The organism is Pseudomonas gingeri, assembly GCF_013386165.1.
Classification (GTDB): Bacteria; Pseudomonadota; Gammaproteobacteria; order Pseudomonadales; family Pseudomonadaceae; genus Aquipseudomonas; species Aquipseudomonas gingeri_C.
On record NZ_JACAOS010000003.1, the window covers coordinates 172,597 to 199,576 of the forward strand.

The 26,980-nt window shown below is 62.4% G+C and carries 26 protein-coding genes; 20 read left to right on the plus strand and 6 right to left on the minus strand.

Annotated features, from left to right (window positions below; genetic code table 11):
* Nucleotides 1–127 precede the first annotated feature (127 nt).
* The 6 genes from HX866_RS05330 to leuD all read left to right on the plus strand — a co-directional run bounded on the left by HX866_RS05330 (nucleotide 128) and on the right by leuD (nucleotide 4,945).
* A complete protein-coding gene (locus HX866_RS05330) occupies nucleotides 128–811 on the plus strand; it encodes a CsgG/HfaB family protein (protein ID WP_177091619.1) in 684 nt (227 codons plus the stop codon).
* Between the two features lie 35 nt (nucleotides 812–846).
* Nucleotides 847–1,218, plus strand: coding sequence for a DUF4810 domain-containing protein (locus HX866_RS05335; protein WP_177091620.1), 372 nt, complete (start codon nucleotides 847–849; stop codon nucleotides 1,216–1,218).
* The gene (locus HX866_RS05340) at nucleotides 1,215–1,874 is read left to right on the plus strand and encodes a DUF799 domain-containing protein (RefSeq protein WP_177091621.1); all 660 of its coding nucleotides are present in this window, start codon (nucleotides 1,215–1,217) and stop codon (nucleotides 1,872–1,874) included. The genes HX866_RS05335 and HX866_RS05340 overlap by 4 nt, the downstream gene beginning before the upstream one ends.
* 337 nt (nucleotides 1,875–2,211) lie before the next feature.
* Nucleotides 2,212–2,712, plus strand: coding sequence for a hypothetical protein (locus HX866_RS05345; protein WP_177091622.1), 501 nt, complete (start codon nucleotides 2,212–2,214; stop codon nucleotides 2,710–2,712).
* Between the two features lie 200 nt (nucleotides 2,713–2,912).
* Nucleotides 2,913–4,334: a 3-isopropylmalate dehydratase large subunit gene (gene leuC / locus HX866_RS05350; RefSeq protein WP_177138392.1), complete on the plus strand. Its 1,422-nt coding sequence runs from the start codon at nucleotides 2,913–2,915 to the stop codon at nucleotides 4,332–4,334.
* On the plus strand, nucleotides 4,331–4,945 hold the full coding sequence (leuD, locus tag HX866_RS05355; protein WP_177138393.1) for a 3-isopropylmalate dehydratase small subunit: 615 nt from the start codon (nucleotides 4,331–4,333) through the stop codon (nucleotides 4,943–4,945). Before leuC ends, leuD begins: the two co-directional genes overlap by 4 nt.
* Nucleotides 4,946–5,109: 164 nt before the next feature.
* Here the strand turns inward: leuD and HX866_RS05360 are convergent, their stop codons facing one another.
* The 4 genes from HX866_RS05360 to HX866_RS05375 form a co-directional block, all read right to left on the minus strand.
* The gene (locus tag HX866_RS05360; RefSeq protein ID WP_177092113.1) at nucleotides 5,110–6,306 is read right to left on the minus strand and encodes a DUF2599 domain-containing protein; all 1,197 of its coding nucleotides are present in this window, start codon (nucleotides 6,304–6,306) and stop codon (nucleotides 5,110–5,112) included.
* A gap of 176 nt (nucleotides 6,307–6,482) precedes the next feature.
* On the minus strand, nucleotides 6,483–7,397 hold the full coding sequence (locus HX866_RS05365) for a LysR substrate-binding domain-containing protein (RefSeq protein WP_177138395.1): 915 nt from the start codon (nucleotides 7,395–7,397) through the stop codon (nucleotides 6,483–6,485).
* Nucleotides 7,398–7,559: 162 nt separating this feature from the next.
* Nucleotides 7,560–8,858, minus strand: a complete 1,299-nt coding sequence (locus HX866_RS05370; protein WP_177100837.1) for a dicarboxylate/amino acid:cation symporter — start codon at nucleotides 8,856–8,858, stop codon at nucleotides 7,560–7,562.
* Nucleotides 8,859–8,971: 113 nt separating this feature from the next.
* A complete protein-coding gene (locus HX866_RS05375) occupies nucleotides 8,972–9,847 on the minus strand; it encodes an alpha/beta fold hydrolase (RefSeq protein WP_177125314.1) in 876 nt (291 codons plus the stop codon).
* A 176-nt stretch (nucleotides 9,848–10,023) separates the two neighbouring features.
* On the opposite strand from HX866_RS05375, the gene HX866_RS05380 reads away from it, so the two are divergent.
* The 7 genes from HX866_RS05380 to HX866_RS05410 all read left to right on the plus strand — a co-directional run bounded on the left by HX866_RS05380 (nucleotide 10,024) and on the right by HX866_RS05410 (nucleotide 18,358).
* Nucleotides 10,024–11,040, plus strand: a complete 1,017-nt coding sequence (locus HX866_RS05380; protein WP_177125313.1) for an AraC family transcriptional regulator — start codon at nucleotides 10,024–10,026, stop codon at nucleotides 11,038–11,040.
* 260 nt (nucleotides 11,041–11,300) lie between these two features.
* Complete coding sequence (locus HX866_RS05385; protein ID WP_177138397.1) at nucleotides 11,301–12,947, plus strand: AMP-binding protein; 1,647 nt, start codon at nucleotides 11,301–11,303, stop codon at nucleotides 12,945–12,947.
* A 157-nt stretch (nucleotides 12,948–13,104) separates the two neighbouring features.
* A complete protein-coding gene (locus HX866_RS05390; RefSeq protein ID WP_177091630.1) occupies nucleotides 13,105–13,872 on the plus strand; it encodes an SDR family NAD(P)-dependent oxidoreductase in 768 nt (255 codons plus the stop codon).
* Nucleotides 13,873–13,883: 11 nt separating this feature from the next.
* Nucleotides 13,884–15,074 carry an acetyl-CoA C-acyltransferase gene (locus tag HX866_RS05395; RefSeq protein WP_177100848.1) on the plus strand — a complete coding sequence of 397 codons (1,191 nt, stop codon included), beginning with the start codon at nucleotides 13,884–13,886 and terminating at the stop codon, nucleotides 15,072–15,074.
* An 8-nt stretch (nucleotides 15,075–15,082) separates the two neighbouring features.
* Entirely contained in the window at nucleotides 15,083–16,210 is a 1,128-nt protein-coding gene (locus tag HX866_RS05400; protein ID WP_177091632.1) for an acyl-CoA dehydrogenase, read from the plus strand.
* A 15-nt stretch (nucleotides 16,211–16,225) separates the two neighbouring features.
* Nucleotides 16,226–16,999 (plus strand): enoyl-CoA hydratase, encoded by a 774-nt coding sequence (locus tag HX866_RS05405; protein WP_177138399.1) that lies wholly within the window; start codon nucleotides 16,226–16,228, stop codon nucleotides 16,997–16,999.
* 174 nt (nucleotides 17,000–17,173) lie between these two features.
* Nucleotides 17,174–18,358: a transporter substrate-binding domain-containing protein gene (locus HX866_RS05410; RefSeq protein ID WP_177138401.1), complete on the plus strand. Its 1,185-nt coding sequence runs from the start codon at nucleotides 17,174–17,176 to the stop codon at nucleotides 18,356–18,358.
* A 78-nt stretch (nucleotides 18,359–18,436) separates the two neighbouring features.
* Here HX866_RS05410 and HX866_RS05415 read toward each other — a convergent pair whose 3' ends face one another.
* Both HX866_RS05415 and HX866_RS05420 read right to left on the minus strand, forming a co-directional pair.
* Entirely contained in the window at nucleotides 18,437–19,588 is a 1,152-nt protein-coding gene (locus HX866_RS05415; RefSeq protein ID WP_177138403.1) for an acyl-CoA dehydrogenase family protein, read from the minus strand.
* A gap of 3 nt (nucleotides 19,589–19,591) precedes the next feature.
* Nucleotides 19,592–20,698 carry an enoyl-CoA hydratase/isomerase family protein gene (locus tag HX866_RS05420; protein ID WP_177138405.1) on the minus strand — a complete coding sequence of 369 codons (1,107 nt, stop codon included), beginning with the start codon at nucleotides 20,696–20,698 and terminating at the stop codon, nucleotides 19,592–19,594.
* 496 nt (nucleotides 20,699–21,194) lie between these two features.
* Here HX866_RS05420 and HX866_RS05425 point away from each other — a divergent pair, with 496 nt between their 5' ends.
* The 7 genes from HX866_RS05425 (at nucleotide 21,195) to astA (ending at nucleotide 26,931) form a co-directional block, all read left to right on the plus strand.
* Nucleotides 21,195–21,974, plus strand: a complete 780-nt coding sequence (locus HX866_RS05425; RefSeq protein ID WP_177091637.1) for a transporter substrate-binding domain-containing protein — start codon at nucleotides 21,195–21,197, stop codon at nucleotides 21,972–21,974.
* 76 nt (nucleotides 21,975–22,050) lie between these two features.
* Nucleotides 22,051–22,776, plus strand: a complete 726-nt coding sequence (locus HX866_RS05430; protein ID WP_177092114.1) for an ABC transporter permease — start codon at nucleotides 22,051–22,053, stop codon at nucleotides 22,774–22,776.
* Entirely contained in the window at nucleotides 22,773–23,483 is a 711-nt protein-coding gene (locus HX866_RS05435) for an ABC transporter permease (RefSeq protein WP_177091638.1), read from the plus strand. Before HX866_RS05430 ends, HX866_RS05435 begins: the two co-directional genes overlap by 4 nt.
* Nucleotides 23,484–23,523: 40 nt before the next feature.
* On the plus strand, nucleotides 23,524–24,285 hold the full coding sequence (locus HX866_RS05440; RefSeq protein ID WP_177138412.1) for an ABC transporter ATP-binding protein: 762 nt from the start codon (nucleotides 23,524–23,526) through the stop codon (nucleotides 24,283–24,285).
* Nucleotides 24,286–24,297: 12 nt separating this feature from the next.
* Entirely contained in the window at nucleotides 24,298–24,777 is a 480-nt protein-coding gene (locus HX866_RS05445; RefSeq protein WP_177091640.1) for an Lrp/AsnC family transcriptional regulator, read from the plus strand.
* A 184-nt stretch (nucleotides 24,778–24,961) separates the two neighbouring features.
* Complete coding sequence (gene ctlX / locus HX866_RS05450) at nucleotides 24,962–25,900, plus strand: citrulline utilization hydrolase CtlX (protein WP_177100858.1); 939 nt, start codon at nucleotides 24,962–24,964, stop codon at nucleotides 25,898–25,900.
* Nucleotides 25,897–26,931, plus strand: coding sequence for an arginine N-succinyltransferase (gene astA / locus HX866_RS05455; protein ID WP_177138413.1), 1,035 nt, complete (start codon nucleotides 25,897–25,899; stop codon nucleotides 26,929–26,931). The genes ctlX and astA overlap by 4 nt, the downstream gene beginning before the upstream one ends.
* Nucleotides 26,932–26,980 lie beyond the last annotated feature (49 nt).

Sequence of the window (26,980 nt, forward strand, 5' to 3'; positions counted from 1 at the left end):
GTAACCCCTGGATGATCACAGGTCCGGCTTCGCCCACGGTGAAGGCCGCTGCCTTGCTGTCCGTCTGAAACATCCGTCCGCCCGTTTCCCAATGTCCCCAGGTCCGATTTCCCCAGGAGTGTGCTGTATGAAAAAAATCTCACAGGCCGTCATTTTCGGGATGGCAGCGATCACGCTGGCCTCCATCGGTGGTTGTGCCACCGAGAGTTCCCGAGCGTTGCCGGTGCAGCAGGTGGAAACCGCCAACCAGGCTTACACCGGTGTGCGCACACCGATTGCCGTCGGCAAGTTCGATAACCGTTCCAGCTATATGCGCGGGATATTTTCCGATGGTGTCGACCGTCTCGGCGGCCAGGCCAAGACCATCCTGATCACCCACTTGCAGCAGACCAACCGCTTCAGCGTGCTGGACCGCGATAACCTGGCGGAGATCCAGCAGGAAGCGAACATCAAGTCCCAGTCCCAGAAGCTCAAGGGCGCCGACTTTGTCGTGACCGGCGACGTCACCGAATTCGGTCGCAAGGAAACCGGCGATCACCAGTTGTTCGGCATTCTGGGGCGTGGCAAGACCCAGGTGGCCTACGCCAAGGTCAACCTGAATATCGTCAATATCGTGACTTCGGAAGTGGTGTATTCCAGCCAGGGCGCGGGTGAGTACGCGCTGTCGAACCGCGAAATCATCGGCTTCGGCGGTACCGCCAGCTACGACTCCACCCTCAATGGCAAGGTCCTGGACCTGGCTATGCGCGAAGCCGTGAACAAGATGGTCCAGGCGATCGACAGCGGTACCTGGAAACCGGGCCGGCCGTAAGCATTTCTATAGCAAGACAGGGAGTTTCACGCGTCATGGGTAAAGTGTTCGGTTTGTTACGTTACGTCGCAACAGTTGTTGCAGGTGGGGTGTTGTTGGTCGGTTGCGCTTCGCAGCCCAAGACGCTCTATCAATGGGAAGGCTACCAGCCTCAGGTGTATCAATACTTCAACGGCGAGGCCAAGGAGGCGCAGGTCGAAGCGCTGGAAGCCGATTTGCAGAAGATCAAAGCCACTGACCGCGCCGCGCCGCCGGGCTATCACGCCCATCTGGGCATGCTCTACGGCAGCCTGGGCAAGGACGACCAGATGGTGCAGCAGTTCCAGACCGAGAAAGCGCTGTTCCCTGAATCGACGGCTTACATGGACTTTCTGTTGAGCAACGCTCACAAGGGGATCAAGCAATGAATCCGCGTTTTCTGAGTGCTTTGGCTGCTCTGCTGCTGGTGAGCCTGCTGGGTGGTTGTGTCGCCCCCAAAACCGTGGATTATGCCGCGTTCAAGCAGGCCCGCCCACGGACGATCCTGGTGCTGCCGCCTCTGAACGAGTCGCCGGACATCAAGGCCACCTACAGCCTGTTGTCCCAGGTGACATACCCCCTGGCGGAAGCCGGTTACTACGTCCTGCCGGTAGCGTTAGTGGATGAAACTTTCCAGCAGAACGGCCTGAACACGCCCACCGACATCCACAACACTTCGCCAGCAAAGCTGAAGGAGATCTTCGGCGCGGATGCAGCCTTGTACATCACAGTGTCGCAATACGGCACGCAGTACCGGGTGATCAGCAGCGCGTCCATCGTGACGGCCAGTGCCAAGCTGGTGGACCTCAAGACCGGCACCGCACTCTGGACCGGCAGCGCCACGGCGTCCAGCGAGGAGGGGAATAACAACAGTGGTGGCGGTCTGATCGGCGCGCTGATCACCGCAGCGGTCAAGCAGATTATCAATAGTGCCAGCGACGCAAGCCATCCCATTGCCGGGATCACCAGTCAGCGGCTGTTGTCCGCAGGGCATCCGGCCGGCCTGTTGTATGGCCCGCGCTCGCCGAAGTACGGGACGGACTGAGGTCGAGAGTCATAGGGGGCGGACTGCAGCAATCTGCCCCCTTTTTATAATTTTGTCCCCCGGCAATCCGCTTCGCACACAGAACCTATAGCTGGCTGCTGAGCCCTCACCACCCCCCTCAGACGTCCGTTGGCCCTCCCAAGCCAACCCCACATTTCCAATACATCTTTTCGATGGGCGATCTGTAACAAAAATTGTATATTCACTGGTACAGTTTCGTTACATGACTATAGTCATCCCTTATTTCAGCCTTTGACAGGACATTGCTTATGCTCGCCTTGCGAGGATCTCAGCAGCACGGTGATACCCCCCGCGACCGTATGGCCGGAGGTCGGGCATGAGCAACGGTTCAGTAGTCGCCTGGGCCACGGCGCTCAGCACACGGGCCTTTGAACGTAAGGCCGCCGATACGAAGAACGCCAACCTGCAGGAAATCAAGAACAAGCAGGTGCTCAACAACATCCCGAGGGACCCCACCGCCCTCGACACCACGAAGATGCAGAAGGACAAGCTGCAGTCGCAGTTCCTGGGCTTCGACCCGAAATCGGTCACCCCGGATCAGTTGGCCAAGTACAGCACGATCCTCCAGGAAAATGGCCTGATCAGCGCCACCACCGCCGGCCTGCTGTCCTCCGCCGGGGCGAAAGGCAAGGCAGGTGAGAAATTCAACGCGCTGGACTATTTCGCCAGCCAGATCAGCACGCTGCAAAGCGGCAGTTCGAACGACCAGTTCTCCAACCATATGATCCCGGAATACAAGAAGGCGATTAACGTGCTGCTGAACCTGCAGCAGTTCGCCAGTTCCGGCGCCAGCATGTCGATCAATACCAAGGTCTGAAGCGCGGGTCGTACCGACGACCGCCTTCATCGGTCAGGCGCTTGTGCAAGGCAAGCGCCGATCAAACACGATCCATGTTCCCAGCCATCACCCTCCCGCCATTGATGGTCTGCTCTCGCTGCCTATGATGACTGTGACGTCTGTCGGCCTGCCGCCGTGATCCGACAGCCTCGCGTACTTTCATTCCTGCGAGCGCCACCATGACTCAAACAAGAACCCTCTACGACAAGCACATCGATTCCCATACGGTGTGTCGCCTCGATGACCAGGGCCATGTCCTGCTGTATATCGACCGTCAGGTCATCAACGAATACACCAGCCCGCAAGCCTTCAGTGGCCTGCGCGAAGCCAAGCGTGGAGTCTGGCGCGCCGAAACCGCCCTGGCCGTGGTCGACCATGTGAACCCCACCGCGCCCAAGCGCATCGCCGCCATGCCGGACGCCGGTGGTGCGCGGCAGGTTTCCTACCTGGCTGAGAACTGCGCTGACTTCGGTATTGAACTGTTCGACGTACTCGACAAGCGCCAGGGCATCGAACATGTGATCGCCCCGGAGCAGGGCTTTATCCTGCCGGGCATGGTGGTCGCCGCCGGTGACAGTCACACCACGACCTATGGTGCCCTCGGCGCGTTCGGCTTCGGCATCGGCACCTCGGAGATCGAGCATCTGCTGGCATCCCAGACTCTGGTCTACAAGCGCCTGAAAACGATGCGGGTGACGGTGAGCGGCGCGCTGGCGCCGGGGCTGACGTCCAAGGACGTGATCATGGCCCTGATCGGCAATATCGGCGCTTCCGGGGCGACCGGTTATGCCATCGAATTCCGTGGCTCGACCATCGATGCCCTGAGCGTCGAGGCCCGCATGACCATCTGCAATATGGCGGTGGAGGCGGGTGCGCGCGGTGCTTTCATGGCGCCGGACGAGAAAGTCTTCGCCTATCTCAAGGACAAACCCCGGGCGCCCAAGGGCGAACTGTGGGATCAGGCCGTGGCCCGTTGGCAGGCATTGCACACGGATGCCGGCGCGCGGTTCGACCGTGAAGTCGAGTTGGATGCCGGTGCGCTGGAGCCCATGGTCACCTGGGGCACCAGCCCGGACCAGGCCTCGCCCATCGGTGCGAACGTGCCAGACCCGCAAGACATCAGCGACCTGATCCTGCGCCAGGACATGCGCCGCGCCTTGAGCTACATGGGCCTGGAAGCCGGCATGCCGCTGAACGAGATTGTGATCAGCCATGCGTTTATCGGTTCCTGCACCAACGCCCGCATCGAGGATCTGCGCGACGCGGCCCGTGTGGTGCGCGGCCAGCATGTGGCCAAGCATGTGCGGGCGATGATCGTGCCGGGTTCCACCCAGGTGCGCGATCAGGCCGAGGCCGAAGGTTTGGCGGCGGTGTTTATCGACGCCGGATTTGAATGGCGGCAATCGGGTTGTTCGATGTGCCTGGCGATGAACGATGACGTGCTGGAGCCTGGCGATCGCTGCGCCTCCAGTACCAACCGCAATTTCGAAGGGCGCCAAGGGGCGGGGGCACGGACGCACTTGATGAGCCCGGCGATGGTCGCCGCAGCCGCCATTGCCGGACACCTGACCGATATTCGCCACCTGGAGACAAGGCCATGAGCATGCAGCCGTTTTCCCACGTCACCGGCAAGGCCGCGCCGATGCTGGCGGCCAATATCGATACCGATGTGATCATGCCCAAGCAGTTTCTCAAGGGGATTGATCGCAATGGGCTGGATCGGGGATTGTTCTTCGACCTGCGGGTGTTGCCTTCGGGTGAACCCAACCCTGAGTTCGTCCTGAACCAGCCGGCCTGGAGAGGCGCGAGCTTTATGGTGGTGGGGCCGAACTTCGGTTGTGGTTCCAGCCGTGAGCATGCGGTGTGGGGGTTGAAGCAGGTGGGGATTCGGGCGTTGATCGGCAGCAGTTTTGCCGGGATTTTCTACGACAACTGCCAGCGTAATGGGGTGTTGTTGATCACCCTGGATGAGGCCACGGCGCAGCGTCTGGGGCAGGTGGTGAGCCAGCCTGAGAGTGCCGAGATCGCCATTGATCTTGAAGCCCAGCAGATTCGTTTGCAGGATGGCAGCGTCATCGAGTTTCAGATTGACGGGTTGCGCAAGACGGCGTTGATGCTGGGGTTGGATGCCATCGGTAGCACCTTGCAGCGCAGTGAGGAAATCAAGGCGTTCGAGCGGGCGCACTTGCAGGCCAATCCCTGGTTGAGCTGAAACCGAAATGTGGTGAGCGGGCTTGCCCGCGCTGGGCTGCGAAGCGGCCCTTAAACCGCTGATTGCGGCGCATCAGGCAGACCGCGATCGCAGGGTTTACGACTGCTTCGCAGCCGAGCGCGGGCAAGCCCGCTCGCCACAGGAGGGCGTCTGTGCTTGCTGGATCAGGTGTTATTGCAACCCTTGGCAATGGAGTCCTCATTGGAGGTGTAAGGTCGCGACGGCTCCAGGTTCCACTGCGGTTTGTTGCGGGCAACGTTGAAGTGGCAGACCAGTTGGCGGCGCATGCTGCCGACCGTGCTGTCACGGTTGTCCGGGTTGTTTTTCCAGTTCGCGTCCAGGTAATGGTCCGACGCCAGTTCGTTGAAGAAGTTGTTGGTCTGGTTGTCCTGGATCTTCCGGCCGCAATCGGTCGGCGTCACTTCCAGTGTCATGATCTTTTTCCCGAACCCCGGATCATCGCGCTCCACCCAGGCGGCACTCTGCACATAACGGTCGCAGCCATTGCGCTCGGTCGTGGGGTAGATCACCTGTTTCTTGCTGTCATAGGCAAAGCTGGCGTCCTGTTGCGGCGTTTGCGGCAACTTCATGTTGATCACCGGCAGGTAGCGCTGAGTTGCCTGGTACCACTGGATCTGATTCAGCCGGGCACCTTCCAGGCCGCTGTCTTCGGCATAGAACAGGGCCAGGATCGACGGCGAGATCGGCGGTTTCTCTTCCCATTTGGCCAGGCGCAGTTCGTTCTGGGTGCCGAAGGATTCGGCCGCGATCTGGGCCATGGCGCGGATGCTCTGGTAGAACGCCGGGCCGGCCGCGCTATTGCGTTCATCACGCACGTCAAAGGAGCACTGGCGCGAATGGTCGCCGCCGTTCTGCCGGTAGTTGGCACCCCATTGTTCGGCGGTGGTCACACCGATCTCATTGCAGAATTTTTCCACGCTGCCCGGTGTGCGCCGAGAATCGGTGCAGCCGGCCTGCTGGCGATCGTCGGTGGCAGCATCGATGGGGAACGAGCACAACACGGCGTAATCCTGGTGATCCTTGGGGTTGCCGAAGATGGTGTCGAAGATAAAGCCGCTGGTGAGGCCGTAGGCCAGTTTGCGGAATTTCGAATCCTTGCGCAGGTAAGACGCCGAGACGCCGCCGCTGGCCTGGCTCTTCGGACTGATGCTGTAGAACTGATAGTCGGTGGACGGCCAGGTGGCCCGGAACAGTACCCCGGAGCAAAGGAACGCCGGCTTGGACGGGCCACCGCAATCCTGCCGTGTGTCGTTGTAGAGTTGGTTGAGGCGGGCGACGGTGTCGCTGCCTTGATCGGCATGGGCGCCGGAGTAAACAGACAGGCCAAGGACAACGGCCATGCAGGCGATGGGCGCTCTTGTACTTTTCATCATGCTGCGACTTCCCTGTGGTTTGAAACAGTGGCCGGTGTCGACCTGCCTCACTGGCAATGGCATGAGAATAGAAGGACTTACGCGCGGTGACGGATTTTTTTGAGCGGTCGTGACGGGGTTCATGGAGTGAACCCCGAGGGCGGCTAGATCGACAGTTGTCGAAAGTGTTCCTGCAGGAATTCCACGCAGACCCGCAGTTTTCCGGAGTAGGCCAGCCGCGTTGGGTACACCGCCCAGACATTCGCGCTCTGGGTGTAATCGTGCAGCACTCGCACCAGTCGACCCTGTTCCAGTAGCGGTTTGACGTCCCATAACGAACGCAGCAGGATGCCGCGTCCGTCCAGGGCCCATTGCAGGACAATCTCGCCACTGTTGGAGGACAACGGCCCACGCACCCGGACGCTGTCCTGGTTGCCGTCGCGCTCCAGGTTCCAGATGCCGAAGGCGTTGTCGCGCTCCTTGAGCACCAGGCAGTCGTGCTGCTCCAGATCGCCCAGTTGCTGCGGTGCGCCACGCCGTTCCAGATAGGCAGGGGCGGCGCAGAGCACCCGCCGGTTGCTCACCAGGCGGCGGCCGATGTGCTGGCCGGGGATGTCGTCGCCCACGCGGATTTCCAGGTCGAAGCCTTCGCTGACGATGTCCACCACGCGGTCGAACAGATCCAGGCGGATCTCCAGGTCTGGGTAACGTTCGGCCAGTAACGACAGCGCCGGGGCCACGTGATTGCGCCCGAAACCGAAGCTGCTGCACAGGTGCAGGCGGCCGCTGGGGCTGTCGTGGGCTTCGCAGAGTTCGTCGTTGAGTTGCTGGAAGTCTTCGAGAATACGCACGGCCCAGCGTTGCACCCGTTCACCGTCCTCGGTCAGGGCGATACGTCGGCTGGTGCGATGCAGCAGGCGGGTGGCGAGGGTGGTTTCGAGAATCTGGATACGCTTGCTGACATAGGCGGGCGACAGTCCCAGTTCATCGGCGGCCGCGGCAAAGCCGGCCTTGCGGATGACGGTCAGGAATACACGCAGGTCTTCAGGCAGGGGCACGGTGTCTTTCTTCTGGTTCATGGGCGAAGCAACGAACACTGGCGGCAGGAGCCGCCAGAATAGCATTGGATGGGTAAAGCCGATGATCGCCGAACTCGCCCCTGTAGGCGCCGGCTTGCTGGCGATTCAGGCGACGCGGTTTGCCAGGACACCGCGTCGATACCATCGCCAGCAAGCCGGCTCCTACAGGTCTGTGGTCGCCTGGGCTTCCAGCGCCTTGCGTCCGCGCTTGAGGGCAATCGGGGCCATCTTGCTGCGGTCCAGTTCACCTTCCCAGGCGGCCACCACCAGCGAAGCGACGGCGTTGCCGATGATATTGGTCAACGAACGGCACTCGGCCATGAATCGGTCGACGCCGAGGATCAGCACCATTGCCGCCACCGGTACGGTCGGCACCACCGCCAGACTTGCGGCCAGGGCGACGAACCCCGCACCGACCACGGCACCGGCGCCTTTGGAGGTGAGCATGGTCACCGCCAGCAAAGTCAGCTGTTGCTCCAGGGTCAGGTCGATATTGGTCGCCTGGGCCAGGAACAGCACCGCCAGGGTCATGTAGATATTGGTGCCGTCGAGGTTGAAGGTATAGCCGGTGGGCACCACGATGCCCACCACGCCCTTGGAGCAGCCGAGGCTTTCCAGCTTCTGGATGAGCTGGGGCAGGGCCGACTCCGACGAACTGGTGCCGAGCACGATCAGCAGTTCCGACTTGATGTAGCCGAGCAGGCGGAAGATGCTGAAGCCGGCATAACGGGCGATGCTGCCCAGGACGCAGGTCACGAAGATAAAGGCGGTCAGGTAGAAGGTGCCGACCAGCTTCATCAGCGGCAGCAGCGAGCCCAGGCCGTATTTGCCGATGGTGAAGGCCATCGCGCCGAATGCGCCGATCGGGGCCACGCGGGCAATCATGCCGACAATACGGAAGAACACTTCGCTGGCCTGGTGGATCACGCCAACCAGCGGACGGGCTTTTTCACCGACCATCACCAGGGCCAGGCCGAACAGGATCGAGACGAACAGCACCGGCAGGATTTCGCCCTGGGAGAAGGCGTCGAAGAAGGTGGTGGGGATCACATGCAGCAGGAAGCCGGTGATGCCTTCGCCATGCTGGGCCTGGCCGACGAAGTTGGCGATGGCCGAGGTATCGAGGGTTTTCACGTCGACATTGAAACCCGAGCCCGGGTGCAGGACATGGGCGGCCACGAGGCCGATCGCCAGGGCGAAGGTGGAGACGATTTCGAAGTACAGCAAGGCCTTGCCGCCAACCCGCCCGACCTGTTTCACGTCGTGCATGCTGGTGATGCCGGAGACCACGGTGCAGAAGATGATCGGGCCGATGATCATCTTGATCAGTTTGATGAAACCGTCGCCCAGGGGCTTGAGGTCGATACCGGTCTGCGGCCAGTGGTTGCCGATCAGCACCCCCAGCACGATGGCGATGACCACCTGGACATACAGGGTTCCCAGCAGTTTGCGGATTGTCATTGTTATTATCTCGTCACGGTCTTTTGGGGGAGAGGGCAAGCCGATCCCGTCATGGGCCGCTCGCGGTAGCCCATGGGGGGAAGGGGTGGATCAGGTCCTTTGAGTCAGGCTGTTCAGCGCAGGAAGGTGAGGACTTCGCCGAGCAGCTGTTCCGGGATTTCTTCGGCCAGGTAGTGACCGCCGGGCAAGGCCTTGCCCCGTACGTCGGTGGCGACCTGCTGCCATTCTTGCAGTGGATTGAAGCAGCGGCCGACAGTGCCTTCGGCGCCCCAGAGCGCCAGCAGCGGCATATTCAGCTGGCGTCCGGCTTCGATATCGGCGCGGTCGTGTTCCAGGTCGAGGGTGGCGCTGGCACGGTAGTCTTCGCAGATGCCCCGCGCGCTGCCGGGCAGGCTGATGCAGCGCAGGTATTCGGCGAAGGCTTCGTCGGTAAACGGCTTGAGGCCGGCGCTGCGGCTGCCCATCACGCTGCGCAGGTATTGTTCCGGGTTGGCTTCGATGAGCATTTCCGGCAATGGGGCCGGGCGGATCAGGAAGAACCAGTGCCAGTAGGCGCGGGCGAAGGCTTCGTCGGTCTGGGCGTACATCGACAGGGTCGGGGCGATGTCCAGCAGCACCATGCGTTGCACGGTCGAAGGATGGTCGAGTGCCAGGCGATGGGCGACACGGGCGCCGCGGTCGTGGGCCAGGACCGAGAATTGGCTGAAACCCAGGGAGTCCATCAAGGCCACGCCGTCGCGGCCCATCTCGCGTTTGGAGTAATTGAGGTGCTGCTCGTCGGCTTCGGGGCGGGCGCTGTCGCCATAGCCGCGCAGGTCGGCGGCGACCACGGTGAAGTGCTTGGCCAAATCGCCGGCGATCTTGTGCCAGATGACATGCGTCTGCGGGTGGCCGTGCAGCAGGAGCAGGCCCGGCCCGCTACCGCCGATGCGGTAGGCAATGTCCACACCGTTGACGTGGCGCTGGTCTTTCTGGAATCCGGCGAACATGGAATGACTCCTTATGATTGTTGTGCACATCCTAAGACCCACAGCGCACGGGGCAAGGCGCAAAGCGTGGTGCGCTTGTTCATGAAGTGTGTTGGGTCGCGTCAGACGCCGGGTTTTCGCACGGCACTGTTAAGATAGCCGTCACACGGATCAGTACAGGGCTTGAGTGACGGCCGATGTCGGAAAAAGACAGCATCTCCATCCATCTGGTGCACGAGGCACTGTTGCAGAGTTGCGCCCCCGGTGCGGACACCGTGCAGGTGCTGGACCAGGTCGGGATCGACCCGGCGCTGCTGGAACAGGCTGATGGCCGCGTACCGGCCAGTGATTACGCGCGGCTGTGGCGGCTGTTGGCGCGGCGCAACGATGACGAGTTCTTTGGCATGGACCCGCGCAAGCTGCGCGCCGGCAGTTTCGCCTACCTGTGTCGCGCGGGCATGGCGCAGCCAAGCGTGGCAGCTGGGCTGGATGCGGTATTGGGCTTTCTGTCGTTGATGTTCGAACGCCTGCCGGCGCAACTGGTGCACCGGCAAAGCCTGGCGGAAATCGTCCTGCTGGAGCCAGAAGGGCCGGAGCGCCGGCCGTTTACCTACTTCGCCTACTGGATGATCGTCCATGGCGTGGCCTGCTGGCTGGCCGGGCGGCGTATCCCGATCCTGGCCATCGAACTGCGCTGCGCCGAGCCGGATTACTGCGAGGACTATCGGGTGATGTTTTCCGAGAACCTGCGCTTTGACCGGCCACGCACCCGGATGATCTTTTCCGCCGACTGCCTGGACCTGCCGATCAAGCGCAGTGCCGAGGAGCTGCAACGCTTCCTGGCGCTGGCGCCGGCCAATATCCTGGTCAAGTACCGCGATGCCCAGAGCCTGGCCAGCCGTATCAAGCAGGACCTGCGGCAACTGCCCGCCGAAGCCTGGCCGGAAACCGAAGGCCTGGCCGTGCAATTGTGCATGTCGGCCTCGACCTTGCGGCGGCGGCTGGCGGAAGAAGGGCAGACCTACCAGGGCCTCAAGGACAGCGTGCGCAAGGAGTGGGCGATTGCCTGGTTGGCGGAGCCTGCGATCAGCTTCGCCGAGATCGCCACGCGGCTGGGCTTTGCCGACGCCAGTTCGTTCTACAAGGCCTTTCGCAAATGGTCCGGGTCCAACCCGGGGCATTACCGCAGCTTGATCCTCAACGAGGCGCACTGACCGAGATCCTGCCTACCCCAGAAACCCTGTAGGAGCCGGCTTGCTGGCGATGACGTCCGCAAGATCGATGCAAAACTTGCTGGCCTCATCGCCAGCAAGCCGGCTCCCACCCGTTCGTGCATCGCTGGCAACCCCCCATATTGGCCAAACCAGTCAATCAGGTTGAAAGCTTTGACCATTGTCCCAAGTCCCTGACAGCGCGACTATTTCCAGGATTTTTCTACGGTTCCCTCCAATAACAAGACCGAGAGATTCTGGACATGCGCGACTATCAGACCGCCACCGCGGATTTCGATTATCAGCAAGCGGCCCATGCGGGCCTGAAAGGGACTTTGACGGCGCTCAACGCCTGTATCGAATGCTGCGACCGGCATGCGTTGCCGGGGCGGATCGCGCTGTTCTGGGAGGGGCGCGATGGCAGTAGCGCGATCTACACCTTCAGCGAATTGCAGGACAAGGCGGGGCGCTTCGCCAACTTCCTGCTGGCCCAGGGCGTGCGCCGTGGCGACAAGGTCGCCGCGCTGTTGCCGCGTAATGTCGAACTCTTGATCACGCTGTTCGCCACCTGGCGTATCGGCGCCGTCTACCAGCCGTTGTTCACCGCTTTCGGGCCCAAGGCCATCGAGCATCGCCTGGGCAGTTCCGGGGCCAAGCTGGTGGTGACCGACGGGGCCAATCGCGCCAAACTCAGCGAAGTCGCCGACTGCCCGAGCATTGTCACGGTTGGCGGCCCCAAGGGGCAGGGCATCGTGCGCGGTGATTTCAGCTTCTGGGCCGAGCTGGACAACCATCCGGCCTACTGTGAGCCGCTGCTGCTGACGGGCGAAGATCCGTTCCTGCTGATGTTCACCTCGGGCACCACCGGTCCGGCGAAACCTCTGGAAGTGCCGCTCAAGGCGATCATCGCGTTCCAGAACTACAGCCGTGACGCGGTTGACCTGCGCCCCGAAGACGGGTTCTGGAATGTCGCCGATCCGGGTTGGGCCTACGGCCTCTACTTCGGCATCACCGGACCGCTGGGCATCGGCCACCCGATCACCTTCTACGATGGCCCGTTCACCGTGGAAAGCACCTGCCGGATCATCGAGAAATACGCCATCACCAACCTCACCGGCTCGCCCACTGCCTATCGGCTACTGATTGCCGCGGGCGACGCTTTCGCCAGCAAGGTCAAGGGCCGCCTGCGGGTGGTCAGCAGCGCCGGCGAGCCGCTGAACCCGGAGGTGATCCGCTGGTTCGCCGACAACCTGGGGGTGAGCATTCTCGACCACTACGGCCAGACCGAAATGGGCATGGTGCTGTGCAATCACCATGGCCTCGAACACCCGGTGCATGTCGGCTCGGCGGGGTTCGCTTCGCCCGGGCATCGCATCGTGGTGCTGGACGAACAGCAGCAGGAGTTGGCGGTCGGGCAGCCAGGCATTCTCGCGCTGGATCGCTCCCAGTCGCCGATGTTCTGGTTCAACGGCTACCAGGGTTTCGAAACCAAGGCTTTCATCGGCCGCTACTACCTCAGCGGCGATACCGTGGAGCTAAATCCGGACGGCAGCATCAGCTTTGTCGGGCGCAGCGATGATGTGATTACCACCTCGGGTTATCGGGTCGGACCGTTCGATGTCGAAAGCGCCCTGGTGGAGCATCCGGCCGTGGTGGAAGCCGCGGTGGTCGGCAAGCCTTGCCCGGAACGGACCGAAGTGGTGAAGGCCTTTGTGGTGCTCAGTGCGCGTTATCGGGCCGAGCCACAGTTGGCCGAGGAGTTGCGCCTCTATGTGCGCAAGCGCCTGGCGGCCCATGCCTACCCACGGGAAATCGAATTCGTCGACGAGTTGCCCAAGACGCCGAGCGGCAAGTTGCAACGTTTCATTTTGCGTAATCAGGAAATCGCCAAGGCCCAGGCCAGCACCTGAATACGCAATCCCCTGTGTAGGAGCCGGCTTGCTGGCGATCCAGGCGACGCGGTTTGACAGGACACCGCGTCGCTACCATCGCCAGCAAGCCGGCTCCCACACAGGGGGGGCGCGTCGGTCATCAGCGTTATTTACGGTTTTAACGAAGGACAGTGCAATGAACATTCAAGACAAGGCTTTCATGGTCAGCGGCGGGGCTTCCGGCCTCGGTGCGGCCACCGCTGAAATGCTGGTGGCCGCCGGCGCCAAGGTGATGCTGGTGGACCTCAATGCCGAGGCCGTCGCTGCCCAGGCGAAAAAGCTCGGGCCGCAAGCCCGTAGCGTGGTCGCCGACATTACCCAGGAAGCCCAGGCCCAGGCGGCGGTGCAGGCGGCGGTCGAGGCCTTTGGCGGGCTGCACGGCCTGGTCAACTGCGCCGGCATCGTGCGCGGCGAGAAGATCCTCGGCAAGAACGGCCCGCACCTGCTGGAAAGCTTCAGCCAGGTGATCAACGTCAACCTGATCGGCAGCTTCAACCTGCTGCGCCTGGCCGCCGCCGCCATCGCCGAGACCGAGGCGGATGCCGACGGCGAGCGCGGGGTGATCATCAATACGGCCTCCGCCGCCGCCTATGACGGGCAGGTCGGCCAGGCCGCCTATGCCGCGTCCAAGGGTGCCATCGTCAGCCTGACCCTGCCGGCGGCTCGCGAGCTGGCGCGGTTCGGGATTCGCGTCATGACCATTGCTCCCGGCATCTTCGAAACCCCGATGATGGCCGGCATGAGCCCTGAAGTCCGGGCCTCGCTTTCGGCCGGCGTGCCATTCCCGCCGCGCCTGGGCAAACCCACCGAATACGCCGCCCTGGTGCGGCATATCATTGAAAACAGCATGCTCAACGGCGAGGTGATCCGTCTCGACGGTGCCTTGCGCATGGCTGCGAAATAGGAGACTCGATCATGACCCACAACGATCCGATTGTTATCGTCAGTGCCGTGCGCACCCCCATGGGCGGCTTCCAGGGTGACCTGAAAAGCCTCAGTGCGCCGCAACTGGGCGCTGCCGCGATCCGTGCCGCCGTCGAGCGCGCGCAAGTGGCGCCGGACGCAGTCGAGCACGTGCTGTTCGGTTGCGTGCTGTCCGCCGGTCTCGGCCAGGCCCCGGCGCGCCAGGCCGCCCTCGGCGCCGGGCTGGACAAGTCGACCCGCTGCACCACCCTGAACAAGATGTGTGGTTCCGGCATGGAGGCGACCATCCTCGCCCACGACATGCTCGTGGCCGGCAGCGCCGAGGTGGTGGTGGCCGGCGGCATGGAAAGCATGTCCAACGCGCCGTACCTGCTGGACCGCGCCCGCAGCGGCTACCGCATGGGCCACGGCCAGGTGCTCGACCACATGTTCCTCGACGGTCTCGAAGATGCCTACGACAAGGGCCGCCTGATGGGCACCTTCGCCGAGGATTGCGCCGAAAGCCACGGTTTCAGCCGCGAAACCCAGGATGCCTTTGCCGTGGCCTCCCTGACCCGTGCGCAAGAAGCCATCAGTGAGGGGCGTTTCCGCGCGGAAATCGTGCCGTTGACGGTCACCGTGGGCAAGGAGCAACGGCTGATCAGCGATGACGAGCAGCCACCCAAGGCCCGGCTGGACAAGATCGCCAGCTTGAAACCGGCATTCCGCCCGGGCGGTACGGTCACGGCGGCGAACTCCAGTTCGATTTCCGACGGCGCGGCGGCACTGGTGCTGATGCGCCAGTCCGAAGCACAGAAGCGTGGCCTCCAACCCCTGGCGGTCATTCGCGGGCATGCGGCGTTCGCCGACACGCCGGGCCTGTTCCCGGTCGCTCCGGTGGGCGCGATCCAGAAATTGATGAAAAAAACCGGTTGGAGCCTGGACGAGGTCGATCGCTTTGAAATCAACGAAGCCTTCGCCGTGGTCACATTGGTGACCATGCAAAAGCTGGAGTTGCACCACGACAAGGTCAATGTGCACGGCGGCGCCTGTGCCCTGGGCCATCCGATCGGTGCCTCCGGTGCGCGGATTCTGGTGAGCCTGCTCTCGGCCCTGCGCCAGAAAGGTCTGAAGCGCGGTGTCGCCGCCATCTGCATCGGCGGCGGTGAAGCCACGGCCATGGCCGTCGAGTGCCTGTACTAGGAGTTGCCATGTTACCCAGCGATGAACAATTGCAAATCGGCGAAGCGGCCCGGGATTTTGCCCAGGAACGCCTGAAACCCTTCGCCGCCGAGTGGGACCGCGAGCACCGCTTTCCCAAAGAGGCCATCGGCGAAATGGCCGAACTGGGCTTTTTCGGCATGTTGGTTCCGGAACAGTGGGGCGGCTGCGACACCGGCTACCTGGCCTATGCCATGGCCCTGGAAGAAATCGCCGCTGGCGACGGTGCTTGCTCGACCATCATGAGCGTGCACAACTCGGTCGGCTGCGTGCCGATTCTCAAGTTCGGTAGTGAAGAGCAGAAAGCCCGTTTCCTTCCGCCATTGGCCAGCGGCGCGATGCTCGGTGCCTTTGCCCTGACCGAACCCCAGGCCGGCTCCGACGCCAGCGGCCTGAAGACCCGTGCCCGGCGTGAGGGCGACCACTACGTGCTCAACGGCTGCAAGCAGTTCATCACCTCCGGGCAGAACGCCGGGATAGTGATTGTCTTCGCCGTGACCGACCCTGCGGCGGGCAAGCGCGGTATCAGCGCCTTTATCGTGCCTACCGACTCGCCGGGCTACATCGTCGCCCGGGTCGAGGACAAGCTCGGCCAGCATGCGTCCGACACCTGCCAGATCCTCTTCGAGGAGGTGAAGGTGCCGGTCGCCAACCGCCTGGGCGAGGAGGGCGAGGGCTATCGCATCGCCTTGGCCAACCTGGAAGGCGGTCGGGTCGGCATCGCCGCGCAATCGGTGGGCATGGCCCGCGCCGCCTTCGAGGCCGCCCGGGACTATGCCCGCGAGCGGGAAAGCTTCGGCAAGCCGATTATCGAACATCAGGCCGTGGCGTTCCGTCTGGCGGACATGGCCACCCAGATCGCCGTGGCCCGGCAGATGGTGCACTACGCGGCGGCCCTGCGCGACAGTGGCAAACCGGCCCTGGTGGAGGCGTCCATGGCCAAGCTGTTCGCTTCGGAAATGGCCGAGCGGGTCTGCTCGCAAGCCTTGCAAACCCTGGGCGGCTATGGCTATTTGAGCGACTTCCCGTTGGAGCGGATCTACCGTGACGTGCGGGTCTGCCAGATTTACGAAGGCACCAGTGACATTCAGCGCATGGTCATTTCGCGCAACCTGTGATCAAGGAATCTATCGATGAGTTATGAAACCATTCTGCTGGACATCAAGGACCGTGTCGGCCTGATTACCCTGAACCGCCCCCAGGCGCTCAACGCCCTGAACGCGCAGATCGTCAGTGAACTGAACCAGGCACTGGATGCGCTGGAAGCCAATCCGAACATTGGCTGCATCGTCCTGACCGGCTCGAAAAAAGCCTTTGCGGCGGGGGCCGATATCAAGGAAATGGCCGAGCTGACCTACCCGCAGATCTACCTCGACGACCTGTTCAGCGACAGTGACCGGGTAGCCAACCGGCGCAAGCCGATTATCGCTGCGGTATCCGGTTTTGCCCTGGGCGGCGGCTGTGAGCTGGCGCTGATGTGCGACTTTATCCTGGCCGGCGACAACGCCAAATTCGGCCAGCCGGAAATCAACCTCGGCGTGTTGCCGGGCATGGGCGGTACCCAACGCCTGACCCGTGCGGTGGGCAAGGCCAAGGCCATGGAGATGTGCCTGACCGGACGTTTTATCGATGCCGTGGAAGCCGAGCGTTGCGGGATCGTGGCGCGGATCGTTCCGGCTGATGACCTGCTTGAGGAGGCGCTGAAGGTGGCGGCTCTGATTGCCAGCAAGTCCGTGCCGATCAGCATGATGGTCAAGGAAAGCGTCAACCGTGCGTTTGAAGTCAGCCTGTCGGAAGGCGTGCGTTTCGAGCGCCGGGTGTTCCATGCGGCGTTTGCGACCCAGGATCAGAAGGAAGGCATGGCGGCGTTTATCGCCAAGCGTGAGGCGCAGTTCAAGGATCAGTAAGGTGGGCAAGTCTCACCTCCACAGTGCCGGGGAGTGAGGCCAAAACAAGACCTATCCCACAGGCTTTGCGGATAGGTCCAATTGAGGCGCTACAGCCTTCAATAGAAAGATCACTTGTTTGCTCAAGGCGGGTGTCATCGACACCCTTGGACCTCTCTATTGAAGGACGTCGCAATGGATTTTTTTGCCAAATGGCTACCTGTTTTCTGCAGGGCGGGTGTTTGCGGTATCGCCTTGTTGAGCGCCTCTACCCTATGCGTGGCTACCGAAACCCCGAAGGCTGAAATCCGCTTCGGTGTCGAAGCCCTGGTCCCGCCGTTCGAAAGCCGCAATGCCCAAGGCGAGTTGGTCGGTTTGAATATCGAACTGGGCAATGCCCTCTGTGCCGAGCTCAAGCGCCGCTGTGTCTGGGTCGACCAGGATTATGCCGGGATGATTCCGGCGCTCGAAGCCGGCAAGTTCGATGCGATCATGCCCATGACCCCGACGCCCGAGCGCCGTGGGACAATCGATTTTACCGATCCGCTCTACACCTTGAGCAGCCGCCTGGTGGCGCGCAAGGGCAGTGGTTTGCTGCCGGATGCCACGTCGCTCAAGGGCAAGCAGGTCGGGGTGTTGAAGGGGACCAACCGCGAGGCTTACGCAAAAGCCCAATGGGGGCAGCAGGGTGTGGCTATTCGTAGTTATGCCTTGAACGATGAGCTGGTCCGCGGCTTGCTGGCGGGTGAAATCGATGCCACGTTGCAGGACACCCTGGAAATCGCTGAAATTTTTCTGAAAGTAGCCCAGGGCAAGGATTTCGAGTTTGCCGGGCCGGTGGTAATCGATGAGCGCCTGGGCAGTGCGATTGCCATGGGTGTGCGTCAGCCGGACCGGGAACTGCGTGACGCGCTGAACCGGGCGCTACAGTCACTCAAGGATTCGGGCCAGTATGCGGCGATTGTTTCCCGTTACTTGCCTGGGGTGTCTGTGGCCAGGGTACGCCCCGAGCTGCAATTTTTGGGTGAGCAACCCGGCCTGCCTTTTTCTGAGGTTGTTCGTGCCGGCCAGTGGTTGTACCTGTCGGGCGTGTTGGGCAGCGATGATGCCGACAAGCTGGTGCGCGGTGGTATCCGGGCGGAGATGGAGCAGGCCTTGAAGCGGATACGCGGGACGCTGGAGCGCAATGGCTCATCCATGGAAAACGTTGCAAGGTGCACGGTGATTCTCGCCGATATCAAGGATTTTGCCGCGATGAACGAGGTGTATATGCAGCACTTCAAGGCCGGCAGTCGACCGGCACGGACCACCTTTCAGGCCGGCAAGCTACTGATGGACGCGCGGGTGGAGGTGGAGTGCCAGGCGATGGTCAAGGCATAGAACCGTGCAACAAGGTATCGGTTGGATCACAGAGCGTGGTTCAACCGAAACCCTGGGGTGGGAGCGGAGCTTTTGATGTCAGACCAGATAATGCTTCAATTCCCGCGCAATCAGCATCCGCTGAATCTCGCTCGAGCCTTCATAGATCTGCGTGATCCGCGCATCCCGGTAATAGCGCTCCACCGGATAATCTTCCAGATACCCATAACCACCATGAATCTGCATGGCCGAGGAGCAGACCTTTTCGGCCATTTCCGAGGCGAACAGCTTGGCCTGTGAAGCCTCCGACAAGCACGGCTGCCCGGCACTGCGCAGGCGCGCCGCATGGAGGATCAGCAGGCGTGTGGCATTGATCCGGGTGTGCATGTCGGCCAGCAGGTTGGCGATGCTCTGGTGCTCGATGATCGGCTTGTCGAACTGCACCCGCTCACGGGCATAGGCCAGCGCCGCCTCGAACGCGGCCCGGGCGATACCCAGGGCCTGGGCGGCGATACCGATACGACCGCCTTCCAGGTTCGACAGGGCAATCGCCAAGCCCTTGCCGCGTTCGCCCAGCAGGTTGGCTTCCGGCACGCGGCATTGGTTGAGGGTCACCGCACAGGTGTCGGAGGCCCGGATGCCCATCTTGTGTTCGGTACGGTCGACAATAAAGCCCGGCGTATTGGTCGGCACCAGAAACGCCGAGAGGCCTTTCTTGCCCAGATCGGGATCGGTGACGGCAAAGACAATCGCCAGTTCGGCGCGCTTGCCGTTGCTGACGAACTGCTTGGCGCCATTGATGATCCATTCGCCATCCTTCAGTTCGGCGCGGGTCCGCAGGTTGTGGGCTTCGGAGCCAGCCTGGGGTTCGGTGAGGCAGAAGCAGCCGATGGCCTGGCCCGTGGCGAGCCGTTCCAGCCAGGTCTCTTTCTGGGCCTGGCTGCCGTAGTTGAGGACCGGCCCGCAGCCGACCGAGTTGTGAATGCTCATCAGCGCGCCGGTGGCGCCGTCACCGGCGGAAATCTCTTCCACGGCCAGGGCGTAGGCCACGTAGTCGACATAGGTGCCGCCCCATTCCTCGGGGACCACCATGCCCAGCAGACCCAGCTCACCCATCTTGGCGACCAGGCCGTCGTCGATCCAGCCGGCCTTTTCCCAGGCCTGGGCATGGGGCGCGATCTCGCCGCGGGCGAAATCCCGGGCCATGTCGCGGATCATCACTTGTTCTTCGCTCAGTTCGATATCGTGCATGGTTCAGTTCCCGCTCGCGTCGAAGCCATGGAAAAAGCTGGCGACATGCTCGGCATCGAGTTCGCGCAGGGTCGGTGGGTTCCAGCGGGGGTTCTTGTCCTTGTCGATCAACAGGGCACGCACGCCCTCCATCAGGTCGCCGCGCTCGAACCACTGGCGATCCAGGTGCAGTTCCAGGGCGAAGCAGTCTTCCAGCGACAGATGACGACCACGGCGGAGCATTTCCAGGGTCACGGCCATGGCCAGGGGCGAGCGGGTTTCCAACAAGTCGGCGGTTTCCCGGGCCCATTCATGGCTGTCTGCGACGGTCACTTCGCGCAGCTGTTCGACCATGCTGGGGACATCCGGCAAGGCGAAGAAGTGGTCGATGGCCGGGCGCAGTACGTCCAGCGGCGCATCCGGCAAGGTTTGCACGGCGAGTTTCGCCAGCAGGCCCTGGAGGTCCTTGAGGGGTGTTTCATGCCATTGCAGGTGGTCGAGGCGTTCGTCCAGCTGGGTCAGTTTGTTGCTGGTCAGGTACCAGTCGGCCAGGCCGCAGTAGAGCGCGTCGGCGGCGCGGATCTGCACGCCGGCGACCCCCAGGTAGATCCCCAGCTCGCCGGGAATGCGCGGCAGGAAGTGACTGCCGCCGACATCCGGGAAATAGCCGATGGCAACTTCCGGCATGGCCAGCCGGCTGCGTTCGGTGACCACCCGCAGGTCGGCGCCTTGCACCAGGCCCATGCCGCCGCCGAGGACAAAACCGTCCATCAGCGCCAACACCGGTTTGCGGTAATTGTGGATCGCCAGGTCGAGGGCGTATTCCTCGACGAAGAACTCTTCGTGCAGGCACCCACCGCTGGTGTAGCTGTCATGCAGCGAGCGGATATCGCCGCCGGCGCAGAAGGCCCGCTCACCGGCGCCGCGCAAGACCACCGCGTTCACTTCCGGATCATGGGCCCAGGCGTCGAGCTGCTGATGCAGGGCGCGGATCATGTCGAGGGTGAGGGCGTTGAGGCCGGCGGGGCGGTTGAGGGTCAGGTGACCGATATGGTTGCGCACGTCGGCCAGGACCTCGGCAGCCGTGGTGTCGAGGTCCTGGGTGGCGGAGGATGAAACCCTAGCAGTCATTACTAACTCCCTGCTTTTATTGTCTTTTTTGGTGTGTTCGGCGGGCGAACGATGCCCGATCGTAACAGTGCAAATTTGCCGTGTACAACCAGAATAATCGCAGGTCGAGTCTGCATTTTTGCCTGGACCGATTCCGTGCGTATACGCCGTCCCTAGACCTTAGCCGTGCCTGGGCTCCAACGCGAATAACGCCGAGCCTGCGCGGCACGTCGCGACAGGATCGGCTGTGACCGACTCGTCGCGGGCTTTTTCCGGCTGTTTCGGCGCGGTCTTACGACACCCGCACCGTGCCTCGAGTTGGCATTCTGGCCACCTTGCGGCGACGTTCGTCGAACGGCCGCAGGAGGAAGAGCCTCGATCCCTGCGGGTCCGGGCTCATCAATAACAACAAGAACGATAGCGCGGCATTGGCCGCCCCCTTTCTCTGCCCCTGTCGAAAAGTGTGTCGGGTCTTTGCCCGCACTCGATAACTCCAAATAATTCCGGGACTCTGAAGATGACTCATACATGGCTGACCTTACCTGTGCTGGCATTGGCACTGTGCTGTGGAGGCGCAAGCGCCAAGGAATGGAAAGAGCTGCGCTTTGGCACCAATCCGTCTTACCCGCCGTTTGAATCGAGCACCGCCGACGGTGGCGTGCAGGGCTTCGGCGTCGACCTGGGCAACGCCATCTGCGCGGAGCTGAAGCTCAAGTGCGTCTGGGTCAGCAATGATTTCGATGGTCTGATCCCGGCACTCAAGGCCGGCAAGTTCGACGCCATCGAGTCGTCGATGACCGTCACCGAGCCGCGCAAGAAGCAGATCGACTTCACCGATCGGCTCTACGCCGGTCCGACCGCCATCGTCACCCGCAAGGATTCGGGGCTGCAACCGACCGCCGAATCCCTGAAGGGCAAGACCATCGGCTATATGCAGGGGACCATCCAGGAAGCCTACGCCAAGGCGCGCCTGGGCCCGAACAGGGTGAAGATCCGCGCCTACCAGAACCAGGACCAGGTTTATGCCGATCTGGTCTACGGCCGTCTTGACGGCTCGATCCAGGACAAGCTGCAAGCCGAGATGAGCTTCCTCAAATCGCCCCAGGGCGCGGCCTTCCAGAACAGCGTGGGGATCAGCGATCCGATGATCCCGACGGACATTGCCATCGGTGTACGCCAAGGCAATGACGAGCTCAAGGGCATGCTCAACGGCGCGATCAAGGCGCTGCACGAGAAGGGCATCTACGCCCAACTGCAGAAGAAATACTTCGGCGACCTGGACCTCTACAACAACTGATCCCAGCGACCATGACCCCCGTACGGTTTCCGGCCGTGCGGTGTCGGGTCGTGGCGATGGAAGACGGGTGATCGATGTGACGACCTTTCTTGAACTCTTGGGCCTGGACGCTTCCGGCCTGCAAGGCTATGGCCCGCTATTGCTGCACGGGGTGTGGGTCACCGGCAAACTCTCGGCGCTGTCGCTGCTGGTGAGCATGGCCCTGGGCTTGCTCGGCGCCACGGCCAGGCTTTCGCCGCTGCGGCTGCTGAACCTGCCGGCGACCCTCTACACCACGCTGATTCGCGGGATTCCTGACCTGGTGCTGATGCTGCTGATTTTCTACAGCCTGCAAGGTTGGGTCAGCCACCTGACCGAGGCCATGGACTGGCCCTATATGGAAATCGATCCCTTTGTGGCGGGCGTCGTGACCCTGGGCTTCATCTATGGGGCGTATTTCACCGAGACCTTTCGCGGTGCGATCCTGAGCATTCCCCCAGGCCAGACCGAGGCTGCCAGTGCCTATGGGCTGACGGCCTGGCAGCGCTTTCGTCATGTGGTCTTCCCGCAGATGATGCGCTTCGCCTTGCCGAGCCTGGGCAATAACTGGCTGGTGTTGCTCAAGGCCACGGCGCTGGTGTCGATCATCGGCCTTGCCGACCTGGTCAAGGTCGCCCAGGACGCCGGTAAAAGCACCTTCAACATGATGTACTTTCTGGTGCTGGCGGCGCTGCTCTACCTGCTGATCACCAGCGCCTCGAACTACGTGCTGCGTTGCCTGGAGCGGCGTTTCAACCTGGGTGTGCGGGAGTCGGCGCGATGATCGAATTGTTCCGGGAATACTGGCAACCCTTCCTGTTCACGGATGGCGAGGGCCTGACGGGCCTGGCCATGACCCTCTGGTTGTTGTGCGCGAGCATCGCCATGGGATTTGTCCTGTCGCTGCCGCTGGCGTTGCTGCGGGTGTCGCGCAACCCGCTGTTGCGCTGGCCGGTGCAGCTCTTCACCTATGTTTTTCGCGGCACGCCGCTCTATATCCAGCTGTTGATCTGCTACAGCGGGATCTACGGCATGGCGGTGGTCCGTGAGCAGCCGTTGCTGGAAGCGTTTTTCCGCGATGCGATGAACTGCACCTTGCTGGCGTTCGTGCTCAACACCTGTGCCTACACCGTGGAGATTTTCGCCGGGGCGATTCGCAGCATTCCCTACGGTGAAATCGAGGCGGCCCATGCTTATGGCCTGAGCGGCTGGCGACTGTCGGTGCGCTTGATCCTGCCGTCGGCCTTGCGTCGGGCGCTACCGTATTACAGCAACGAAGTGATCCTGATGTTGCATGCCACATCAGTGGCTTTCACCGCGACCATTCCCGACATCCTCAAGGTCGCCCGGGATGCCAACTCCGCCACCTTCATGACCTTCCAGGCCTTCGGGATTGCCGGGTTGCTCTACCTGGGGCTGTCCTTCGGCCTGGTGGGCGTGTTCCGGCTGGCGGAACGGCGCTGGCTGAACTTCCTGGGCCCTGCGCACTGAATTTCCCATTTCTTCCAGGGGCTAGGCCCGGGAGTACCCCATGTACAAATTGAATATCGCAAACCTCTACAAGCGCTTCGGCGATAACGAAGTCCTCAAGGGCGTCTCGCTCCAGGCCCGCTCCGGCGATGTGGTGAGCATGATCGGCGCCAGCGGGTCGGGCAAAAGCACCATGCTGCGCTGCATCAATTTCCTCGAACGTGCCGACGAAGGCCGCATTGAGCTGGACGGCGAACTGATCGCCACCCACCCGGCGCCGGGCGGCATGAAGGTCACCAGCCCGGCGCAGTTGCAACGCCTGCGCACGCGCCTGGCCATGGTGTTCCAGCACTTCAACCTGTGGAGCCACCTGACGGTGCTGGAGAACATTGTCCTGGCGCCGTGCCGGGTGCTGGGCGTGGCGCGCAAGGACGCCGAGGAGCGGGCACGGGCCTATCTCGACAAGGTCGGCTTGCCCCAGCGGGTGGCCGGTCAGCATCCGGCATTTCTCTCCGGCGGCCAGCAGCAGCGGGTGGCGATCGCCCGGGCCCTGGCCATGGAGCCGCAGATCCTGTTGTTCGATGAACCGACCTCGGCGCTCGATCCGGAACTGGTGGGCGAGGTCTTGAAAGTGATTCAGGCGCTGGCCGAGGAAGGTCGTACAATGCTCATGGTTACGCACGAGATGGGTTTTGCCCGGCAGGTTTCCAGCCAGGTGTTGTTCCTCCATCAAGGCCGGGTCGAAGAGCAGGGCGATGCCCGGATGCTCGACGATCCGCAAAGCGAGCGTCTGCAACAGTTTCTTTCTGGCCGTTTGAAGTGAGGCAAGCCATTTATGGCGGATATTCGTGACCTGTCGATCGTCCTGGATCGCATCGACCAGGCAATTATCGAGGTGCTGCGCCACGATGGGCGTATCACCTACCAGAAGCTCTCCGAGCGTGTGCACCTGACCCCCCGGCCTTGCCTGGAACGGGTGCGCAAGTTGGAGCAGTTGGGTGTGATCCGCGGTTACGGGGCGATTATCGATGAGAAAAAACTCTCGTCGGGCTTGTCGCTGCTGGTGTTGGTGGCCTTGTCGAACCAGAGCGGGCGAGCCGCGCAGAAGGCCTTCGAGGCCAAGACCCGGGCCTGTCCCCAGGTGCTGGAGTGTCGCTTGATCAGTGGCGCGTTCGACTACAGCCTGCGCATGCGTTGTCGCGACATGGAGCATTACCGGGTCCTGACGGAAACCTGGCTGGAAGACCCGGAGTTGCATATCGACAAGTTGGTCAGCCATCCCGAACTGGCCATGGTCAAGACCTCGATGGAGTAACCGCGGTTGCCGGCGAAAGCCGGCCTCTACAAGGCCGATGTATGCGATATTCCGACCTCGCCGATTCTGCTGCACCAGGCAAATCCTTCAGCCGTTTCCAGCCTTCACCGCCTGCTTATCAACCGGGTTTTTCTGCGCCTCGAACAGACAATGAGCACCTCAACTCCTCATTGAATTCGTCTCCATGCAAACCACCCACACCGTTTTGATGGTTCGTCCGGCGAGCTTCGCCTTCAATCCCGACACTGCCGCCAACAACCGTTTTCAGCAGCAGGCCCTGGGCGGCGAAAATGTCCAGCAGCAGGCCCTCGAGGAGTTCGACCAGTATGTCGCGGCCTTGCGCGCCCATGACATCGAGGTCCTGGTGCACCACGATCGCGCCTTGCCGCACACCCCGGATTCGATCTTTCCCAACAACTGCTGGAGCAGCCACCCCGACGGCACCCTGGTGATCTATCCGATGCAGGGACACAACCGCCGCCTGGAGCGCAACAAGGGCGTGCTCGATTGGCTACGTGAGCAGCACCAGGTGCTGCAATGCCTGGACTTTTCCGGCCTGGAAGCCCAAGGCCGGTTTCTCGAAGGCACCGGCAGCATGGTGTTCGATCGAGAACAACGGGTCTGCTACGCCGGCTATTCCACCCGCACCCACGTCGCCGCCTTGCAGCCGGTGCTCGATCACCTCGGCTACGAGCTTTGCGGGTTCAATGCCGTGGACCGGGCCGGCGTGCCGATTTACCACACCAACGTGATGATGAGCGTCGGCCGGCGCCTGGCCGTGGCCTGCCTGCAAGCCATCAGCGACGCCTCCGAGCGCGACGGCCTGCGTCAGCGCCTGGAGTCCAGCGGCAAGGAAATCCTCGCCCTGGACTGGAATCAGTTGGAGTCTTTCGCCGGCAATATGCTGGAAGTGCACAACCGTCGGGGCGAGCCGCTGCTGGTCATGTCGCGCACGGCCTGGGCGGCGCTCGATGCCGGGCAGCGACGACAAGTCGAACGCCATGCCACGCCCTTGCCCGTGAACATCGACACCATCGAACGGATTGGCGGCGGCAGTGCCCGCTGCATGTTGGCCGAAGTGTTCCTGCCCAAACACCCCATCGCCGTGGAGTGCGCCCGATGATTGTGCGTCCTGCTCGCCTGTCCGACCTTCCGGCCCTGCTGTCCCTGGCACAAAGCGCCGGTGCCGGCCTGACCACGTTGCCCGCCGACCCGCAGCGCCTGCAACATCGCCTGGAATGGGCGCAAAAGACCTTTGCCGGTGTCGCCGAGCGGGGCGATGCCGACTACCTATTTGTCCTTGAGGCCGGCGAAGGCGACGTCGTGGGCATCTGTGCCCTGGCCGGCGCCGTCGGCCTGCGCGAGCCCTGGTACAACTACCGGGTCGGCTTGTTGGTCGCAGCGTCGAAAAACCTGTCGATCAACCGGCATCTGCCGACCCTGTTCCTGGGCAACGACATGACCGGTCATTCCGAGCTTTGCTCATTGTTTCTCGGCGCCAAGCATCGTGAGGGCCTGAACGGCCGGTTGTTGTCCAAGGCGCGCTTTCTGTTCCTCGCCGAATTCCGCGAATGTTTTGGCGACAAGGTGATCGCCGAGATGCGCGGCTACTCCGATGAGCAGGGCATCTCACCCTTTTGGGAAGGTCTGGGGCGACACTTCTTCAAGATGGATTTCGCCGATGCCGATTTCCTCACCGGCCAGGGCAACAAGACCTTTATCGCCGAACTGATGCCCAAGTTCCCACTGCCCACCTGCCTGTTGCCGAAAGCCGCGCAGGCGGTGATCGGCCGGGTCCATCCCAATACCGAGCCGGCGCTGGGCATGCTCAAGTCCGAAGGGTTCGGCTTCAAGGACTATGTCGACATCTTTGACGCTGGCCCGCTGATCGAGTGTGCCACCGATGAGATTCGCGCCGTGCGTGACAGCCAAGTGCTGTTGCTGAGCATCGGTACGCCCGGCGAGCAGGCCGAGCCTTACCTGATCCACAACCGCCAGTTTGCCGAGTGCCGGATTGCCGCCGCGCCGGCCCGGGTTGCCGCCGGAACCCTGGTGGTCGAGGCACGGACCGCCAAGGAGCTGGGGCTGGAGGCGGGGGCTTCGGTGCGCGCCGTGACGTTGTCGGCACGCCGCGCGCAACAGGCTGCCGCCTGAGCGATCTCTCGCCCTGAAAATGCTTCGAATGCCTGGAAGAATGGAAAAG